The organism is Methylosinus sp. DMC45 (assembly GCF_056313885.1).
Genome location: NZ_JBQUZK010000015.1, coordinates 1 through 18,839, shown reverse-complemented (window position 1 = coordinate 18,839; position 18,839 = coordinate 1). Strand labels below are relative to the sequence as shown.

15 protein-coding genes are annotated in these 18,839 nt (G+C 62.9%); 12 read left to right on the top strand and 3 right to left on the bottom strand.

Annotated features, from left to right (window positions below):
• Positions 1 to 12 precede the first annotated feature (12 nt).
• Together ACT53T_RS04355 and ACT53T_RS04350 are read right to left on the bottom strand one after the other, a co-directional pair.
• A complete protein-coding gene (locus ACT53T_RS04355) occupies positions 13 to 1,740 on the bottom strand; it encodes a ShlB/FhaC/HecB family hemolysin secretion/activation protein (RefSeq protein ID WP_476160271.1) in 1,728 nt (575 codons plus the stop codon).
• A 31-nt stretch (positions 1,741 to 1,771) separates the two neighbouring features.
• Positions 1,772 to 4,780 carry a beta strand repeat-containing protein gene (locus ACT53T_RS04350; protein ID WP_476160270.1) on the bottom strand — a complete coding sequence of 1,003 codons (3,009 nt, stop codon included), beginning with the start codon at positions 4,778 to 4,780 and terminating at the stop codon, positions 1,772 to 1,774.
• Positions 4,781 to 5,688: 908 nt separating this feature from the next.
• Here ACT53T_RS04350 and ACT53T_RS04345 point away from each other — a divergent pair.
• Positions 5,689 to 6,552, top strand: a complete 864-nt coding sequence (locus tag ACT53T_RS04345) for a substrate-binding domain-containing protein (protein ID WP_476160269.1) — start codon at positions 5,689 to 5,691, stop codon at positions 6,550 to 6,552.
• Between the two features lie 403 nt (positions 6,553 to 6,955).
• Here ACT53T_RS04345 and gspD read toward each other — a convergent pair whose 3' ends face one another.
• The gene (gspD, locus tag ACT53T_RS04340) at positions 6,956 to 9,250 is read right to left on the bottom strand and encodes a type II secretion system secretin GspD (RefSeq protein ID WP_476160268.1); all 2,295 of its coding nucleotides are present in this window, start codon (positions 9,248 to 9,250) and stop codon (positions 6,956 to 6,958) included.
• Between the two features lie 257 nt (positions 9,251 to 9,507).
• On the opposite strand from gspD, the gene ACT53T_RS04335 reads away from it, so the two are divergent.
• The 11 genes from ACT53T_RS04335 to ACT53T_RS04285 all read left to right on the top strand — a co-directional run bounded on the left by ACT53T_RS04335 (position 9,508) and on the right by ACT53T_RS04285 (position 17,982).
• The gene (locus ACT53T_RS04335) at positions 9,508 to 11,178 is read left to right on the top strand and encodes a GspE/PulE family protein (protein ID WP_476160267.1); all 1,671 of its coding nucleotides are present in this window, start codon (positions 9,508 to 9,510) and stop codon (positions 11,176 to 11,178) included.
• A gap of 4 nt (positions 11,179 to 11,182) precedes the next feature.
• A complete protein-coding gene (locus tag ACT53T_RS04330) occupies positions 11,183 to 12,385 on the top strand; it encodes a type II secretion system F family protein (RefSeq protein WP_476160266.1) in 1,203 nt (400 codons plus the stop codon).
• Positions 12,382 to 12,846 (top strand): type II secretion system major pseudopilin GspG, encoded by a 465-nt coding sequence (gspG, locus tag ACT53T_RS04325; RefSeq protein ID WP_476160265.1) that lies wholly within the window; start codon positions 12,382 to 12,384, stop codon positions 12,844 to 12,846. The genes ACT53T_RS04330 and gspG overlap by 4 nt, the downstream gene beginning before the upstream one ends.
• A gap of 64 nt (positions 12,847 to 12,910) precedes the next feature.
• The gene (locus ACT53T_RS04320; RefSeq protein WP_476160264.1) at positions 12,911 to 13,387 is read left to right on the top strand and encodes a prepilin-type N-terminal cleavage/methylation domain-containing protein; all 477 of its coding nucleotides are present in this window, start codon (positions 12,911 to 12,913) and stop codon (positions 13,385 to 13,387) included.
• Positions 13,377 to 13,796: a type II secretion system protein gene (locus ACT53T_RS04315; protein ID WP_476160263.1), complete on the top strand. Its 420-nt coding sequence runs from the start codon at positions 13,377 to 13,379 to the stop codon at positions 13,794 to 13,796. Before ACT53T_RS04320 ends, ACT53T_RS04315 begins: the two co-directional genes overlap by 11 nt.
• A gap of 20 nt (positions 13,797 to 13,816) precedes the next feature.
• On the top strand, positions 13,817 to 14,590 hold the full coding sequence (locus ACT53T_RS04310; RefSeq protein WP_476160262.1) for a PulJ/GspJ family protein: 774 nt from the start codon (positions 13,817 to 13,819) through the stop codon (positions 14,588 to 14,590).
• A complete protein-coding gene (locus ACT53T_RS04305; protein WP_476160261.1) occupies positions 14,587 to 15,492 on the top strand; it encodes a hypothetical protein in 906 nt (301 codons plus the stop codon). The genes ACT53T_RS04310 and ACT53T_RS04305 overlap by 4 nt, the downstream gene beginning before the upstream one ends.
• Entirely contained in the window at positions 15,493 to 16,545 is a 1,053-nt protein-coding gene (locus ACT53T_RS04300) for a PilN domain-containing protein (protein ID WP_476160260.1), read from the top strand.
• On the top strand, positions 16,542 to 17,108 hold the full coding sequence (gspM, locus tag ACT53T_RS04295; protein WP_476160259.1) for a type II secretion system protein GspM: 567 nt from the start codon (positions 16,542 to 16,544) through the stop codon (positions 17,106 to 17,108). The genes ACT53T_RS04300 and gspM overlap by 4 nt, the downstream gene beginning before the upstream one ends.
• Before the next feature lie 227 nt (positions 17,109 to 17,335).
• Positions 17,336 to 17,575 (top strand): hypothetical protein, encoded by a 240-nt coding sequence (locus ACT53T_RS04290; RefSeq protein ID WP_476160258.1) that lies wholly within the window; start codon positions 17,336 to 17,338, stop codon positions 17,573 to 17,575.
• Between the two features lie 35 nt (positions 17,576 to 17,610).
• Positions 17,611 to 17,982, top strand: a complete 372-nt coding sequence (locus ACT53T_RS04285) for an ExbD/TolR family protein (RefSeq protein ID WP_476160257.1) — start codon at positions 17,611 to 17,613, stop codon at positions 17,980 to 17,982.
• Positions 17,983 to 18,839: the final 857 nt, after the last annotated feature.

Here is an 18,839-nt window from a genome sequence, read left to right as displayed (position 1 = left end):
TGACGCGCTCCCTCAGAAAGTGAATCCGACTTGCACCAGCCCTTTGGTGTGGCGGTCATAGGCCGTCGCGCCGCTGTTGGTTCCGTAAGTATGCGCGGCTTGCGCCTTCAGCACCAAGAGGCTGCCGCCGCCTATGTCATAGGTCGCGTAATAGCCGACGCCGAGATCGTTCACGCCGGTATAGCTGCGCTGCGTCGTCGTATAGGAGCCGTTCTCCAGCCAGACGCCGCCTATGTCGGTGAAGACGCCCAGCGCATGACGATAATTCTCGATCTGTGGCAGCGCATATTTCAATTCGGGCGTGACGATATAGCCGCTGTCGCCGGCGAGGCCTTCGTCGAAGGAGCGCACGCCCCAGAAGCCGCCGAGGCTGAATTGCTCGCTGGTGTCGAGATTGCCGTAGAGCGCCTTTTGCGCGCGTAGATAGGTCGACAGCGAGAACTTCTCATCCAGCGCGATCGTCGCATTCACCGAGAGATTGATGCGGTAGAAATTGCCGACCGTATCGGCGCCGGCGCGGTTCTGAATCTTCTGCGTGACGTCGAGATAATTCACATAGCCGGAGGTGAAGGAGAGCGTCGAGCTCGTCGCCAGCGGCAGGCCGAAGAAATCCTGAGCCGTGTCACGCGTCACGCCGAGCGTGCCGAGCGCGATGTTGCGATTGGCGGTCGATGTGTCGGCGATCTTGTCGTTCAGCCATTTGTGCGTGAAATTCGCAAAGAGCGTGATGCTCTCTTCGCGTTGGCGGATCAGCGCATAGCTCAGCGTGGCGGTGAGCGCATAGGCGCTGCCGGTGGCGTCGAGATCTTTATAGGCGCCGCCGAGCGCATAAGTCGTGCGATAGGCGCCGATCTCAGCACGCAGCCCATCCGGCCCGAGCGGGAAGGAATAGGCGACGCGGCCGTTGGCGAGCGCGGCGCGCTCGGAGACGATGGCGGAGCCCGACAGACGATCGCCGAAGCCGAGCGGCGAGTTGATGTTGAAGCCGCCGTTCAGACGATCGCGGCCCGTGTAGGGCGAGCCGAAATTATCGCCGAGCAGATAGCCTTCGATGCGCTTTCCTTCCGGCACGGCGAATTGAAAGTCCGACGTCTCCTGCGCCTTGCCGGGCGAGACCACGATGCGCGGCACACCGGCTCCGGGGAGATCGGAGACGAGCAGCAGCGCGCGCTCGAGCGCGTCCTTGTGGATCAGCGCTTCGTCCTCGAGCGCCGTATCGACGACGCCTTGCAGAAAGCCCGTGTCGACGGCGGAAGAGTTCTTGACCAGCACGCTGCCATATTTGCCGACAACGAGCTTGATCTTCAACGATCCGTTGCGGGCGTCCTGTGCCGGCACATAGGCCTTGGCGACGAGATAGCCCTTGGCGCGATAGAGCAGAGTGACCTTGTCGGCGGCGCCATAAATATCGCCGAGCGTGAGCTTGCGTCCTTCATAGGGCGCGAGGATTTCGCGCAGCTCGGACTCTTCGACGAGCAGCGGGCCTTCGACGACGAAATGCTTGACGAGGAGCGTTTCTTTGCTGGCGAGGGTGAAGCGCGGCTCGGCGAGCTGCGGCAGCACGGGCGCCGCTCTCTCGCGCGGCGGCGGCGCCTGGCGCGCGTCATCGGCCTCGCGGACGGCGGCGCCGACATTGTAGGGCAGCACGGGCGTGGGGACGCTCTGCGCGAAGGCCTGCGGCGCGGCGAGAGTGAGGACTTGCGCGGCGGCGCAGGAGAGGAGCAGACGGCGGAAATACATTTGAGGATCGACCTTTCTGGTCCTGTGCGTCTTATTGGGCTTTCGGGGCGGGCGCGGAATTCTTGCCGCCATTACCCAGATCGAAATGCTGGCCGTCGACGTCGATGCTGCGAATACGCGCGCCATAGCCCGCGCCGCGCGCGATCGGCTTATGCGAGGCCGCCGGCGTTGCAGCGGCTACATGGCGTGGACGCGCTCGAGTGGCAGGCGCAGATGTCGTCGCCGGCTCTTCGCCTTGCATGCTGTCGCTAATAGAGGGCGCGGCGGCAGAGGCGACGGCATCCTTGCCCGCTGTGGTCGACGCCGCGAGCTTTGTCTGCTTCGCGGATGACTCGACGGCGGCGCTAGAGGTCACATTGCCCGCGGCGAACGCCGATTGCCGCGTCTGCGCGAGCTGCGCAGCGGCCTGTGCGGCGGCGCGCGCCTCCGCCTTTGCGTCGCGATATGTGCTGTTGACGATTTTGCCCTGATTATTCCCGATCAAATCCGACGGTCCAGAACGCTGGACCACGCTTCCTGTCGCTGAGGAATTCGTGACAGTGCCGGATCTGTTGAAGCCGATCAGTCCGCCGACCCAACTGGAACTCGGTGCGGTCACATCGCCGGTGGACTGAAGACTCGTGACATTGCCGGCATTGAGGCCAATTCCGCCGCCGACGCTGGAGACGCCATAGCTGCTGAAGCCATTGTCGAGCGTCACGGTCACATTGCCGCTGGTCACGCCGCCGGTAACGGTTCCCGTGTTGTATCCTATCAGCCCGCCATAACCAGAGCCATTGTCGGATGTGGCCCACGTCACATTCACATTCGTAGAAGATGTGACGTCCTTGACCGTGCCGGCATTGTTCCAGCCGATCAATCCACCGACGTAATTGGCGCTCGTGACATTCAATGTGCCTGCAGCGGAAGAAGTGGACACCGAACCCGTATTGGAGCCAACCAATCCACCGATGTAGTTGGCCGGCGTGATTGTGCCGATCGCATTGGCGGTGGGCGTGACCGTCACGACTTCATTGGCGTAGGAGTTTGTGATGGCGCCGCCATTGGAGCCCGTCAGCCCTCCGATGGAACTCAGACTCACGCCTGTCGCGGTGACGGTCCCGATCGCGTAGGAGTTAGAAATCGTAGCTGTCGTGCCAAAATTAGTGCCGGCAAGCCCGCCGATACTAGTGCCGGCGCCATAAACGCTGCCGCTAAAATAGGAGTTGGTGATAGAGCCCCTCTGATTGATCCCAACCACGCCGCCGACATTGTTATCGCCTGACACAGTGCCCGTGACATAGACATTGCTGATCGAGCCATAACTCCGGCCGGCCAGGCCGCCTATTGGCCCGGCGCCGGAAATATTGACATTCGTCAGCCCGAGATCGCGAACAGTAGCTGTGGTGATGCTGGATGAGCCGAGCACTCCGATCAGTCCATCAAATCCGCCGCCGGAGGTGTCCTTGATCGTCAAATTATTAATGACATGGCCAAGTCCGGCCAGAGTGCCCGTGAGGGAACTGATGACTGCTGCCGAGTAGGTCTTGCCGGACAAGTCCAGATCCTGCGCGAGCGCGTAAGAACCAGAGCCGCTGACGGCCGCGAGACCGCTAGCGTCGTGAATGAGCGTATAAGACTTGCCATTGATATTCAGGCTCGCGCTGGCCCCGCTCAGCGTCACCGAGGCGCCGCTCGCAATGCTGTATTTCGTCCCTGACGTCGCGCTGCCCGCAGACGCATAGTTGCCGTAATTCAGCACGAGGCCGGCGGTCGTTCCCGTCGCGGTGATCGAGGCATTGATATTGATGCTGTTCGTCGCATTCAGCGTCAGGATCGTATTGCCGGACCAGCTCACCGCGCTGTTGACATTGATGTTGCCATCCGTGCCACTGCCGCTCGTCGACGACAGGGTGATATTATTGCTCGCCAGCAGACTGCCAAGCAGCGTTCCCGTGATGTCGCCGTTCGTCCCGATGGTGAAGCCGTCCGGATCGATGATCCATGTTCCCGTGTCGCCGGTCGAGGAGGTCGTCGTCACGACCGCGCTGTCGGCGATCGTCACCTTGTCGCCCGAGGTCTCGATCGTGCCGCCCTTGCCGCCATTGGGCGCGGAGGCGTCCAGCGTGCCGGAGACCTTGGTCGTGCCGCCGGAAGCCAGCAGCTTGATCTTGCCGATCTTCACGCTTCCCGTGGATGAGGAGCCGCCGGTCAGATCGGCGAGCGTGCGCGCCTGGATGACGCCGCTATTGTTCACCTGCGCTGAGAGAACCGCGTCGGCGGCCTTGGCGGTCAACACCACATTGCCGCCGTCGGCCTGGATCAGCCCTTTGTTCTCAACGAGGGCGTCATAGGTTCCCTTGTCGATCGTCACATCGAGCAGGGAATCGCCGCTGAAATTGAGCGTGATCGCATCGCCGGAGGCGAGCGCGATTGTTCCCAATTTGGCGTTGATCGTCCCTTCGTTGGAAACCGTCTTGCCGAGCAGGGCGACATAGCCGCCATCGGCGGCGTTGATCGTCCCCTTATTGACGACCGCGGCGGAGGAAGAGCCGGAGAAGATGTAATTTCCGGCCATGAAATTGGAGTTGGAGATATCCAGCGTCGAGGCGACCAGCCCGCCGACATTCACCTGGGCATCCTTGGTGAACATAATGCCATTGGAATTGATGATGAACACCTTGCCATTGGCGTTGAGCGTGCCGGCGATGATGCTCTGCTCATTGCCGACGACGCGGTTGAGCGTCACGGCGAGCGCCGAAGGCTGAAGGAAATTGACCGTCTGACCGAGGCCGATGGAGAAGCTCTGCCAATTGATGATTGCGCGATTGGTCGACTGCGTCACATTGGTGACGTTGGTCGTGGAAGAGATGGTCGCCGCGCCGTCGACGACGACGCCCCCGGTTGGATTGGCGAGCGCGAAGCTCGGCAGGGCGAGGATGGCGGCGATCGCCGTCGTGGCGGAAAGGCCGCCCCGCAGGACAGGACGTCGGGAGGGTCGCGAGACCGAATTGCGCAGGCGGGCTTCAATATTCGGTCTCAAGTCGCGGCTCAAGCGCATAAAATCCCCCTCGTTCCCAATGCGAGCCGAATTGAATGCAAGCAGTCTCCGAGCATCGGTCCCGACGCTTCGTGGCGCTTTCAGGAATCTTCAACCGGCTTGGGCGTAACCTTAATTGCATTTACATTACGGTCCGCTGCTTTTGCAATGCCAAAAAATGTGAAGATCAGCCTATTTTTGTCGCAAAGCAGCCCTGAAATAGAGCGGAAACAACACCCTCCATATTATAACTTCGGGAGTCGGCTCGGCGTCGCGCCGCTCGCCTAATCACGGATTTCCACGTCTCTACGAATGGCGAGATCATCGTGGCGGCGGCCCGGACCATGCCCATTTCGACGACCCGCCGAAACGGGCATGGCGCAGGCCATATTTTCGATCCAGCGTTATCCGCGGAGCCCGAGCTGCTACCTCGCTGAGTTCGCCGAACCAGCTCATGCGCGCCGGCAACAAACAGTGGGGCCGGAGCACGTTGCGGAAATTTGGACGACCGAACAATTCCTCGAATTCTCGGCGGCGGCGATGGCTCGAAGACGTCGATTTGCTGCTCGAGCAGTGCGTCTAGACTGCGAGGCGCGGAAAGATCGCGCGATCCCCAGCTCGGCGCCTATCGCCCATGGCGCGCCAGTTGCGCGGCCGGTCGCCCCCGAACTCTTGCCGACGATCGAGGAAGCTGAGTTTGCGCCAGCACAACAGCCCCGCGCGTCGCCGGCGCGTCGCCGTATCGTTATATTGTCGAGTTATATATTTATTGTCTTGACAGGCGAAGGCATGTGAATTCTATTTATTGACGGGCCTCGGCTAGGGGCGCCTCCACGAATGTCAAGATAACAACTTCTATATTTTACCTCGCAAACCAGGAGGCGTCCTGTTTGGCGTGGCTGGTGTTTTGCCAAGAGAAGGACTGGATCATGTCGATAACCAAGTTTACTAAGCTGACATCTGCGGTGTTCGCGGCGGTTCTGACGTCGTATTCGTCCGCCAACGCGACGACGATAGCGATCTACACGGCTGCGAACTTCAATGGCACTCTGAGCGCATTGATCTCCAAATATCAGGCGACGATCGACGCCACCGCGGCGTTCACAGTGACCTCGGGCGCGACGGCGACCTTGGAAAGCAATATCATCAGTCTCGGGAACACCGGCACCGGGCAGGCGGATCTTTTCTTTTCGGCGGACGCATCGCATGCGGAAGCCGTGGAGAACTACAACTATCCCAATCACACGTTGGTTGTGCCCTACACGAGCTCGCCGGTTCAATATTCTTGGAAATATGCGCAAGGCTATCTGGTCTTGTGGTCGAATAACGGCACGAACGTCAGCGGCGGGCTACCCAATCCGTTCAACGCCAATTTCGTGATCGCCGATCCCTCCACGGCGCCCTACGGCACTGCGGCCCAACAGTTGATGAGTGGGTCTCCCTGGTACTACAGCTCCACGATCCCGGGAGGCTATGTTCATACGGCGAGCACGATTGGCACGACATTCACTGCGGTCCAAAATGGGACATATGCCTATGGATTCGTGGCGGCGTCGCAGGTCTGCACCTACGACCCGAACACCAACACGAAAACCTATACCAACGGCGGCTCGAACGGAGCTTACCCTTATAACTCGGGCTACAGCGACATCATTCAGAAAGCGGTCAAGATCAATCGAACGACCCGCACGACTGCGGAATCAAATCTTCTGGATGATTTTGTGAGCTTCTTGAGCAGCACGGATGCGCAGAACATCATCCTTTCCTACTGCTACACGATCCCGACGCCGTGAAGGCGCTATGGCGGCGATGACGAATTTTACGAATTCGTCAGGATATCGCCGACCTCTCGATCTCAGCGGTGCGACCTAAATTCGTGGATATAGTTATTTGCGCCGCCGCAACCGATATCGGTTGCGGCGGCGCATACGGCTATCCATACGGCGTGGATTCGCCTCCCGCACCAAATTTCCGAGCATGAGCCGGCTCGGGAGGAATTACAGAGTTACGTTCTTCGCCTGGCTGTCGGCAAAATTATTGGCCATGAAAAACCTTTTTCGATTCCGGCGCTGAGCTGAGCGGACGCCTTTAAAAAAATGTCGTCGAAGTTAGCCGATATTTGTCTAATCGGCGCTCGATACGGAAACCGCAATTCGAAAACAGTCGATCTGGTTCGTTCGACACACGGCGCAAGACTCACTTCCGAATCTTCGGCGTGTCGGCCCCCGTCACAACCATAGGCGCGCTGCGGATCATGTCGAGGCGGGACCGGAATTCTTCCGCGACGCCCTGTGCGTCCAGCGAATCGCGGATGATACGCGGCTTGATAAAGATGATGATCTCAGAGCGGTCTTTGTTCCGGGTCGTGCTGCCGAACAGATCGCCGAGATAGGCGAGATGCCGAAGGCCCGGAATGCCGTCCTTGGTGTTGTTCTCTTGCTCGCTGATGAGTCCGCCGAGCAGAACAGTCTGTCCGCTCGCGACCGAGACCGTCGAATGCACGCGTCGCTGAGAGATCGTCGGAGTGAGGCTCGAATTCACCGGATTGGAAATCTCCTGCTCGACCTCGAGCTGCACGACGCCATTGGCGTGCACGTGTGGCCACACTTTCAGAATGACGCCGGTATCGCGCATCTGAATCGTGTTGACGACGGTGTTTGATGTCGACAGCACCGTCGCCGACCCTGTGGAAATCGGCACCTCCTGGCCGACTTGCAGCAGCGCCGGCTGATTATCCGAGACGACGAGCGATGGCGAGGACAGCACTTTGACGCTGGTCAACGTCGTCAGCGCATTCAGCACCACATGTGGCTGCGCTTCCGGCCCCAGCAGAAGATTGAACCCGGGCAGCACCCTCTGGAGGACGAGGTTCGATACGGCGTCGACCGTGGAGTTCGAAGAGGAGGAGCTCGATGACGTAGCCGCCGCGGCGGTCGTTCCGTTGGTCAACGAGCCGTTGGCTCTCGAAGCGTTTCCAAGATAATATTGCACGCCATATTGAAGATCGTCGTTCAGTGTGACTTCGGCGACGGTCGCCTCGATCGAGACCTGCATCTGCGGCTTGTCGAGCGCCCGCAAGGATCGTTCGATCACGAGATAATCGTCCTGGTTCGAGAAGACGATGATCGAGTTGTTGGCGCTGTCGGCGGTTATGCGCACATTCTGGAACACTCCTTTCGGAAGCGTGCCGGAGGAGCCGACGCCATCGCCCTTCGCCTCGACCTCAGCGTTCTTTTGTTCGGCGAAACTGCCGAAAGCCGAGGCGATCTGACTGCCATTGTTCGCTCCGGCGGCGGAGCCGTTCTGTTGACCGTTCGCTCCGCCCTGCGTTCCGTTCGCCGATGCGCCGCCGCCTCCCCCGAAGCTGCTGCCGGTCGAAAGCTGATCGAGCTTGGATTGCGCGGCGCTGGTTCCTGGCGCAAGTTGGGTTGCCGCCGAATCCGTCGCCGAACCAGCGCCTTTGCCGACGAAAATCTCGTTCAATATCTTCGCGACCCGCGTCGCATTGCCATTGGCGAGCTGGTAGACGCGCACAGTCGATCCACTCATATCGGAGCGATCGAGGCGATGCAGCCAGAGCGTCGCCCGCTCGAGCAGCTTCGGACTGCGGGTCACGATGAGGACGGCGTTCATCCTCGCCATGGGCTGAAACGAGATCGTGCCGGCTCCTTGTCCACTTTCGCCCGTGTCGAATATGCGTTCGAGCTCACGAACGATATTGTCGGGAGAGACGGACTTCAGCGGATAGATGCCAACGGATCGGTTGCGTAGCCATTCGACGTCGAAACTGGAGACCATATCGACAACGGCTCGACGCTCGCTCGAAGTCCCCTGGACCATAATGAAATTGCGGGCCGTGTCGGCGCGGATTGCGCCGCCGCGCGCGAGAAAATTCTCCGCCGTTTTGGCGAGCATCGTGGCGGACGTGTAGCGGAGGGGGATGATGGTGACGCCAAATCCCGGCTGGCCAGCCCCGAGCGTCACCGAGCCCGCGCCATTCGCCTCCGCCAAAGGAACGATGCGGAGGAGCCGGCCATCATGAAGGATTGCGGCGTTCGACATACGAATCACGTTTTCGAATGTCGGCAAAACATCCTTGCGGGCAATAGGGCCTGCGGAGACGATGGTGATCGCGCCATGGACGCGAGGGTCGATGCTGAAGTCCAGACCGAGCGTGTCGCCGAGCAAGGCTTTGGCGACCGCCTGAATCTCGATCTGATCGAAATTGATCTCGATGTCTCCACCGCGCGACGTTACGCCGGGCGGGGCCGGCGACGCTTCGCCGGGAGAGCGCTTCGGCGAAGCGTCCGGCGCACCGGGAAAGAGAAGGGGCTGCCCGGCTCGCCTGTCGAGGCTCGAGCGCCCGGTGTTCGTCGTCGGGAAATAGGCGGAGAAGTCTTTGGTTCGTGCAGCGTCGACGCTGTCTCCGGGGCCGATCCCCAGCAATTGCTCGGATGACGAGCATCCCTGCAAGGTCGTTGCGAACGCCAAGACCAGGAGCGTCCATTTGATCGGCGAGCCCGAGGGGAGCCGATACGTCCGATGCCAAAACTTACAGGCCACTCCACGCACTCCGATACAATTCTATAGACCGCTTACATATCAAAGCGAGGCCGCGATGTTTGTGGATCAAAAGCAGGCATTTGCAAGATTCGCGCCTCAAATTCACTTGCATGTCGGCTGCAGCGCTATATAAATAAAAAATATACGAAAGCAAGAATGTCGCATTCCTCGATGATGTGTGTCCGATGTCTCGCGAGGCGTTTTTCGAATATCTCGTCAGCAAAGGCGGGCTGAGTGAAGCCAACGCGCTGGACGCTGCGTGGCGCGCCAATGGCGGCGACGCCGGCGCCGAATTCGACTGGGTGAGCGCGACAAAACTATCGGCGTCCGCCTTCGCCGACGCGCTCGCTGAATTCTATTCCTGCAAGCGCGTCGCGCGTGGCGGACTTGCCGGCCTGACGTTTGGCGGCGCGCCGCTGTCGCCGCGCTTTCTCAAGGACGCGCGCCTGTTTCCTTTTATAGACGACGATGAGCTGGCGCTCGCCGTCGCCGCTCCGCTCGACGAGGAAATACGCTCCGCTGTGGAGATCGCGCTCGGACGCAGCGCGAGCATCGTCGTCGCGATGGCGGAGGAGATCGACGCGGCGCTCGGCTCGATACAGGATCACGCGACGTCGGAGCCCGCGCAGGCGACACATGCCGAAGCAGCTTCCGACGATCTCGATGATCTTCGCGATCTCGCGCGCGGAGCGCCTGTCGTGCGGGCGCTCGACGATCTGCTTCGTCTCGCGGTCGAGCAGCGCGCGACCGACCTTCACATCGAGCCTTTCGCTGGCGCCTTGCAGGTGCGAATTCGAGTGGACGGACTATTGAAGCCGGCGCCTGCGCCGCCGGCCAGCATGGCCAAGGGTCTGCTCTCGCGCCTCAAGATCATGGCCGGGCTGAACATCACCGAGCGCCGGCTTCCCCAGGACGGGCGGGCGCGCATCACTATCGGCGGCGCGGAAATCGATCTGCGCGTCGCGACCTCTCCCAATCTCTACGGCGAGGGAGCGGTGGTGCGTCTGCTGCGCAAAGGGGCAGGGGTGGTCGCCCTCGACGAACTCGGCCTATCGGAGCGCGACGGAGGAATTTTACGGCAAACGCTGCAAGCGCCTTTCGGCATGATCATCGTCACCGGGCCGACCGGCTCTGGAAAGACGACGACGCTCGCCGCTTCGCTCTCCGAGATTAATGAGCCGACACGAAAGATTCTGACCGTCGAGGATCCGGTCGAATATCAAATTCCCGGCGTCAACCAGGTGCAGGTCCATCCGGGCATCGGCCTCACTTTCGCGGCGGCGCTGCGCTCTTTTCTGCGCCAGGACCCGGACGTGATCATGGTCGGCGAGATGCGTGATGCGGAAACCGCCCATATAGGCGTCCATGCGGCGCTCACCGGTCATCTCGTGCTGACGACTTTGCACACGAATACGGCCGCGGGCGCGATCACGCGTCTTATCGATATGGGCGTCGAGAGCTTTCTGCTCGCTTCCTGCGTTCGGGCCGTCGTCGGCCAGCGCCTCGTTCGCATTTTGTGCCAGGATTGCAAACAATCCCATGAGCTGACGTGCAACGATCTCGCGGCCGACGCGCGCTACGCCTCGCTCGGCTTCGTGGAAGGCGAGACTTTGTATCGCCCCAAGGGGTGCGAATGGTGCAATTTCACCGGATTTCGCGGACGCAAAGGCGTCTTCGAGGTCATCGAAGCGTCCGCCGCGCTTCGCGAGGCCATCGGGCCGAAGGTGGACGCGCATGAATTAGAAAAGGTCGCGAAGCGCGAAGGCATGACGTCGATGACGGACGACGGAGTCGCCAAATGCCGCTCTGGCCTCACGACAATCGACGAGATTTTCCGCGTCACCATGAGCTTGTGAAATCATGCCCCAGTTTCGCTATCGCGCAGTGACGCAGGCAGGAGAAATGGTCTCCGGCGAGGTCGAAGCGGCGACGCGCGAAGAGGTGCTGCGCCGCATCGAATATCTCGGCCATCTGCCGATAGACGCAGAGGTCGCTTCGAAAAAGGTCATTGGCGGGGGAGCCGGCGGCATGCGCCCACCCGCGCGCGACGTCACCATTTTTCTCAGGCAATTGGCGCTGCTCGTCGGCGCCGGCCTCACGCTGGACGCGGCGTTGCAGACTCTCGCGGAGGATGCGACCAAGCCGATTCAGCGCTTTGCGACCGGGTTGCGATCGATGATCTCCTCGGGCGACAGTTTCGCCGAAGCGCTGGAGCGGCGCCCCGACATCGTCGATCCGGCCTATGTCGCCATGGCCCGCGCGGGCGAAGCCTCCGGCAAGCTGCAAGCCGTGCTCGGGGCCATCGTCGAGGATCGCGTGCGGCGTGAAGCGCTCTCGGAACGGGTCGGCTCGGCCATCCGCTATCCTTTGTTTCTCATAGGGGCGGCGCTGCTAATTCTCTTCTTCTTTCTTCTGTATGTCGTGCCGCAATTCGAGCCCGTGTTTCACGACCTCGGCGATCGCCTCAATGGTGGAATCGCCTTCGTTCTGGAGGTGTCCGCCTGGCTGCACGCCAACCTTTATCCTTTTCTCGCGGCGTGCGCGGCGATCTCGCTCTTTCTCTTTTACGTCTTCTCGAGACCGGAGGCGCGCGCCGCGCTCGTCTCCGCTATCGCGCGCATTCCGGGCGTCGCAGGCCCCATGCAGGATTGGCGCACGACGCGCGTCATCGGCGCTCTGGGACTCCTTCTCGGCAATGGCGTGCCCTTGCCGACGACGCTGAAGATCCTGCGCGATATCGTCGTCGAGCCGCAGGCCGCCGCGGCGATCGACAGGATTCATGAGCAGGTGCGCAGCGGGCGCCGCTTCGCCGAGGCTCTCGCCGAGACAGCGCTGCTGCCGCCGCTCGCCGTGCGCATGCTGCGCATCGGGGAGGAAACCGGGGACCTGCCCGCGATCGCCGCGCATGCGACCCAATTCTACGAACAACGGCTCGGCGCCGGCCTCGATCGGCTCATGGGAGCGATCGGTCCGGCAGCTATCATCGTCGTCAGCATCCTCGTCGGGGCCCTCGTCGTCTCGATCATGAGCGCCCTCCTCAGCATAACGGACCTCGCCAAATGACAAACGCCCTCCCGCCGAGCCTCGGCCGCCGTCGTCCGTCACGCAGCGGGAGGGCCGGTTACACTCTGGTGGAGATGTTGGTCGTCCTGACCATCATCAGCCTGATCATCGGCCTCGTCGGTCCGCGTGTGTTGAACTATCTGGGCGAATCGCGCGTAAAGACGGCGCATCTGCAAATCGAGAGCTTCGCCTCGGCCCTCGACCTCTTCTTCATAGACGCGGGCCGCTATCCCTCCTCCTCCGAAGGGCTCGCCGCGCTGGTGGAACGCCCGAGCGGCGTGGACATCTGGAACGGGCCCTATGTGAAAGGCGGGCGGCTGCCCAATGATCCATGGGGAAAGCCCTATATCTACCGCTTCCCCGTCGATCATGCGCCGCCTTACGAAATCAGCTCGCTCGGTTCGGATGGACAAGAGGGCGGCGTCGGCGCAGCGGCGGATATTTCCAATGTCGAGCGCTGATCGCCACGATTGTCGCGGAGAAGGCCGGGAGTCTCGCGTTCACGCCGAGAAGCGCGCGAAGCCTTTGTTTCGAAGCGGGTGGGAAAGCGCCGAGAGGCCGCGGCCTCTCATCGATCGGGCGGGCTTCACTCTCGTGGAAACGATGGCCGTGATGATGATCGTCGCTCTCGTCTCTGGTCTCGCCCTCGCATGGACCTTCGGCTCCGGCCGCTCGAAATTGAAGGCGGTCGCGCTCGAAGCTGCGGCGTTGCTCAGGCGCGAGCAGCTCGGAGCCATGTTGAGCGGCCGTCCTCGCCACGTCGCCCTCGACGTCTCGGCGCGGCTGCTGGTCGGGGAGAGCGGGGGTAAGGTCGTGGTGCCGCAGGATGTCACGCTCGACCTTCTTGCTGCGGATGGGGCGAATGGCGCCTTGCGGGCGGTGGCGCGCTTCGAGCCTGACGGCGCCTCCACCGGCGCCATTCTCGCTTTCGTGCGGGAGGGCGCGCGCTATGACGTGCGCGTCGACTGGTTCAGCGGAAAGGTCTCGGTCGATGCGCCGTGACCGAGTCTCACGCCGGGCGGGATTCACGCTCATCGAGGCGCTGGTGGCGCTCGCCATTCTGACGGCCTTCGCCGCCGCGATCGGCCCGCAGCTTTTGCACGCGCGCGGCGCGCTCGTCAAAGGCAAAGGGCGCGTCGCCGCCGATGCGCTGCTGCGCTCGCTCATCGAAGGGCCTTTCGATCGCGCCGGATCGCTCGATGCGCGGGAAGGCGAAACCGGCGGCTTTCGCTGGCGCGTCACCGTCGAGCCGATCTCTCTCGAGGCGCCCGTGTTTGAAGACGCGTCGGCGGCGAAGGACAAAGACGGAGCCGACGCACGCAAATGGTCGGCCTACCGCGTCGAGGCGCGCGTCGCTTGGGGCGGTCAGTCGGTCGCGGCGGAGACGATCCGTCTCGCGCTCGTTCACTAGGCGTATTCGGGAGGAAGGCCTTGGAAGCTCGTGCGGACAAAGGACGGCGCGGAGGTTTCACTCTCGTCGAGACTCTGGCCGCGCTCGCGGTGACCACGTCGATCATCGTCGGCGCAGCCACGCTGACCCACCATGTCGTCTTCCATTTCGACCATGGGGCGCGCGGCGTCGATGACGCCGAACGTTTCGCCCTCGCCATGGAGCGTCTCGCCCGCGATTTCGGCGCAGCGAGCTATGCGACGTTGACGCCGACCGGCGCGGCGACGCGCATCGCCCCTGCGCCCGGCGCCGCGCCGGGCAAGACGCCGGAGGAGCCGCCGGCTCTGGTTGCATTCGATGGCGCCGCCGAAAGGCTCGTCTTCGTGACGTCGAGCGCGGTCGGCGCGCGGGCGGCGCGGGAAGAGATCGTCACTCTTTCGGTCGAGTCCATGGGCGAAGACGGCGCGCGTCTCGTCCGGCGTCGCACGCCGTGGCTCGGGCCGCGCGTCGGCCTCGACGACGGGCCGGCGCGAGACGTCGTCGTTCTGCTCGAGGGGCGTTTCGACATATCCTTCGCCTATGGGCGCGTCGAGCAAGGGGCTACGAGCTGGAGCGCCGACTGGCGCGGCGAGACCGAACTGCCGCGCCTCGTTCGCCTCGATCTGCGGGACAAGGACACGGGAGAACGGCTCGTTCCGGGCGCCGAGTTCGTTCTGCGCGCCGACGCGCCGGCCGCCTGCGCGAGCGCGGATTCGAAATGTCTTCCCGCCAGGGGAAGAGAGCCGGAGGCGCCGCCGCGGCGAACGCCGACGTGAAGAACGCTCGCTGTCTTCGATCGCGCAGCGGCGTCGTCCTCGTCGCCGTTCTGTGGATGATCGCGCTGCTCTCGGCGCTCGCCATGGCGGCCTCGACGAGCTTGCGCAGCTTCGCGGGACTGCTTGCGATCGATCGCGACCGCGTTCAGGCCGAGGCGCTGATCGGCGCAGGCGTCGAGGTCGGTGGCGATCTGCTGCTCAAATATAACCGCTGGCCTCTGCTCCCGGTGGAGACGCGTTTTTCGTTGCGAAGCGGGGAGGGGCGCGTCCGAATGAGCGATGAACTCGGCCGGATCGACATCAACAAGGCGCCCGTCGAAACGCTCACGTCTCTGTTCGCCGGTCTCGGCGTGGAGGACGCCGGAACGGTGGCGCGCGCCATCGTGCGCTGGCGGGACCCGACCGATGCGTCCCCGGCGCCGAAGCCGGCGCAAAAGCCCGAAACTGCCGAAACGCGCCATTTCGAGCGGACATTTTCCAATGTCGATCAGTTGGCGCAGATTCCCACTGTTCCCGCCGAATATGCGACACTCGTCGCGCCTTTCGTCACCGTCTTCGGCGAGGAGACGGTGAACGCTGCGACGGCCTCGGCAGAAGTGTTGCGCTTGTTGCCGCAAATGACAGAGGCGCGCGTCGAGCGGCTGCTGGCGGCGCGCGCGACCGCGCGGCTCGACGCGGCGGAGATCGAACAAATTCTCGGCCCCGCGGCGCGCTATGCCAAATCCGCAGGCCATAACGTCGCTCGGCTGGAAATCGCCGTCGCGCTCGCCGACGGCTTTTCCTCCGAGGCCGAGGCGATCATCGTCGCGCTGCCGAAAGACGGCGAGCCATTTCGTATTCTTGCTTTTCGGCAATCGCCTCGGCCCACGGCCTATGCCGAGGCCTATTCCCGGAGAGAATGAATGCCGCGCTTCGATCTTCTCGTCCGCTGGCTGGATGTCCTATGTGGCGTCGTCCTGCGCGTCGGTGAAATGCGGCGCAATCGCCATATGTTGCGTGTCACGCGCTCCGAGGGACAGGTTTCGATTCGCGCCGGCGCTGGTCCCGACGCATCGCTCGTCGCCGCCGTGACGGTCGGCCACAGGCCGCCGGACGAGGTTCTGCGACGCGCGACCGACGGCTTCCTCGTGCTCGAATGGCCGCGCGACAAGACCATCACGCGTACCCTGGGGTTGCCGGCGCAAGCACGAGATTTTCTTGCCGGCGTCATCGCCAACCAGCTCGATCGTCTCTCGCCGTGGCCGCTCGGTCAGATTCTCTACGGCCACGCGGCGACGCCGCTGGCGGATGCGAGCCGACTGGCCGTGCGGGTGCTGATCGTGAGGAGGGCCGATGTCGACGCCGTGCGGGCCGAGCTCGCCGAAATGGGCCTGAATGTCGATCGAGTCGAGAGCGCTCCGCACGCCGGGGAGGAGCCTGTCGCCTTCTGGTCGAATGGCGCGTCGCAAGGCGACGCGGCGTCGCGTCGGCGCCTGCGTCTTTTTATCGGCGGCGGCGTCGCCGCCTACGTCGCGGTTTGCATGCTGATCGTCGTGGCGGGCTCGATCGTCGCGAACGCGCTGCAGGAGGAGACGGAATCGCTCACGGCTCGCACGCACGCGCTCCAAAAACGCGCCGACGCCGCCAAAAATCCGAGTGCGATCCAGGCGCTGCCTCCCCCCGAGCGCGCCTGGATTTGGAAAGAGGCGTCGACGCCCGTCGTCGCGCTCGTCGACGCATTGTCTCGCGCTATTCCCGACGACGCCTATCTGGAAAGCCTTTCCGTGGAGGGGGGCAAGCTGCGCATTTCAGGACTCGCCGCCGACGCGCCGCCGCTCATCGACGCCCTCGAGAAAACCGGCCGCTTCTTCGATGCGCATTTCTCCGCCCCGACGACGCGCGCCTCCGACGGCAGGCGGTTCCGCTTCGGCATAGAGGCCAATCTCGCTGCGGGCGCGACGAAGAAGGGAAAGTGAGCGTGTCCATCGACTTCGAGTTCGAGCTCGATCGCGAACAGAGCCTCGCGCTCGGCGGGCTCGCGCTGCTCTTTCTCCTTTGCAGCGCAGCGGCGGCCGTCTCGATTCATGCCTGGAACGACGCCGCGGAAGAGGCCGCCCAGCGGCGTAACATCCTTGCGCAGGTGGAGGCGGCACGGCGCCGAAGCGGGCCGGGTGGGACGCACGCCACGATCGCGCCGGAGGCGGCCTTTCTAGCGGCGCCGACCGAAGGGCAGGCGAGCGCCCTGTTGCAGGCGCATGTCACCCGGCTCGTCACCGCGAGGCGCGCCAGCGTCGCGTCTTCCACGACGCAGCCGGCGACGCGCGACGACGTCCCCGACGTCATACGACTCAGGGTGATGTTCGACATGGAGCTGTCGGCTTTGCAGGCGATGCTGTACGAGCTGGAGACAGGGGCTCCCTATGTATTCGTCGACGCATTCGTCGTTTCGCCGCAACGCGGCGCTCGAGGCGCGGCGGAGCTGCCGCTTTTGCGCGTCACCTTGGATCTCAAAGCCCTCTGGCGCAGAATTCGCACATGAAAGCGTGGCGTTTATCCATAATCCTTCTTGTCTCGGTGGGGAGCGTCGCCAACTCCGAGCAGCTCGACGAGCGCGCCAAGCTCAATCCGCTCGCGCGTCTCGAACTGAAGAATTTCGCCGAGACGCTACGGCGGCCGCTTTTCTCGGCGACGCGGCGTCCGCCTCCATCACCCCCCGCCGTCGTGCATCGGGAGCCGCCGCCGGCGCCTCCGCCGGACCCGCCTCCTTTGGTGCTGGTCGGCGTCTTGGCGGATGACCAAGGTCCACGCGCTTTCGTCCGCACGAGTCCTACAGCCAAAATCCGTATTCTGCGGCAAGGCGAGCAGGTCGAAAGTTGGACTGTGGTGGAGATCCGGCCGCAGCGGATGGTCATCGGCCGCGACACGCGCACCAGTGTCGTAACGATGTTCTCATCCAAAATGCGTCAGCAAAATCCTGAGGCGGTGTCGGCCAAGGCCGAAAAATAAATAGACGGTCGGCTGCACGGCGTTCGCATGCGTCTGTGGATGAGAAGCCTTTCGAGACGCTCAATGTCATTCTGCTCGTCGATGTGATGCCGGCGCCGCTCACAATGGTGCTGACGACGGCGAATTTCATCGCGACGGGGCGCATTCCTGTGTCGCTGCTGCAGGCCACGCAGGCGAAGGTCGAGAAGCAGAAGGACAAGACGATAGAGATCATCGCCGACAGGAGCGTCTATCTCGACGGTCGCGCGACGACGAAGGATGAGCTGACAGGCCTGCCGCCGGAGACCGCCTTTCTCGTTCGCGCCGACCGCGCTGTCGCCTTGCAGAGCTTCATCGACGTCGCCGGGATTTTGAAAAAAGCGAATTTCACCAAGGTCGCCGTGCAGACCAAGGCTGGCGGAAAATAGGGGCGCATCCGATGAGCTGCAGGCGGCCATGACAGCGAACGAGGGCAGGCCAGGCTCGCGCCGCAGCGCGTTCTGGCCCCTGTCGTCGACGCGGGCCTCGGCGTTTGCGACAGCCATGTCGCTCGCTTTCGCTGCAAGCGTTGCGGGCGCGAGACGGATTGGCTGGTGTGTGAGAGCGCTTCCGAAGTGCGCGACGGCGTTCCGTGTCCGCACTGCAATCCGGCTGACGTCCGAGGCTCGATCCGATGACCAATGGCGCGATCTTCGGCGGCGTCGACGTCATCGGTAGAGAGGGCCGCCTTCGACAGCTTCCCGCCCGAGGTGCGGCGGCTGCTCAACTACGGCCACATCGATTATTCTGCCCTCCAGATTGCCCGCGCCGCGTCGGTGCGCTCGGGTGTGAAATTCCCCCAGCCGATGCGACACACTTCCTCCTTCGCGGTCGGGAACGGGGAACTGGCGCCAGAAGCCGACGTTCGCGAGTCTGCTACCAAAAATTGTGATCGGCCACCCGCTGGGAGCCGATCAGCTCGCGGCCTACTTGCGCGAGACCGGGTGAGCATCGGGCGAATCCCTGGTAAACCGGCACTCGCTCCCGACCTCCCGATCAAGGTAGTCTCCTAATTTGAGGGCGTGGGCGGCGGTCTATCAATCCCGCCGTGACGCCAGAGACGATTGCAAGTCGATACGGATTCCGGGCTGGAAGACGAAGACTGTTAGCTCTTCAGCGTCGGAGACCGCGCATCGAGATCAACTGGAGCGCGCCGATTGCGGACCGCGCTAGTGCGCTGACACCGACATAGGATTCACAATTGCGGCTCGGCGTGCGAGTCTGGGCTCATGGCCCAGACTGTCAG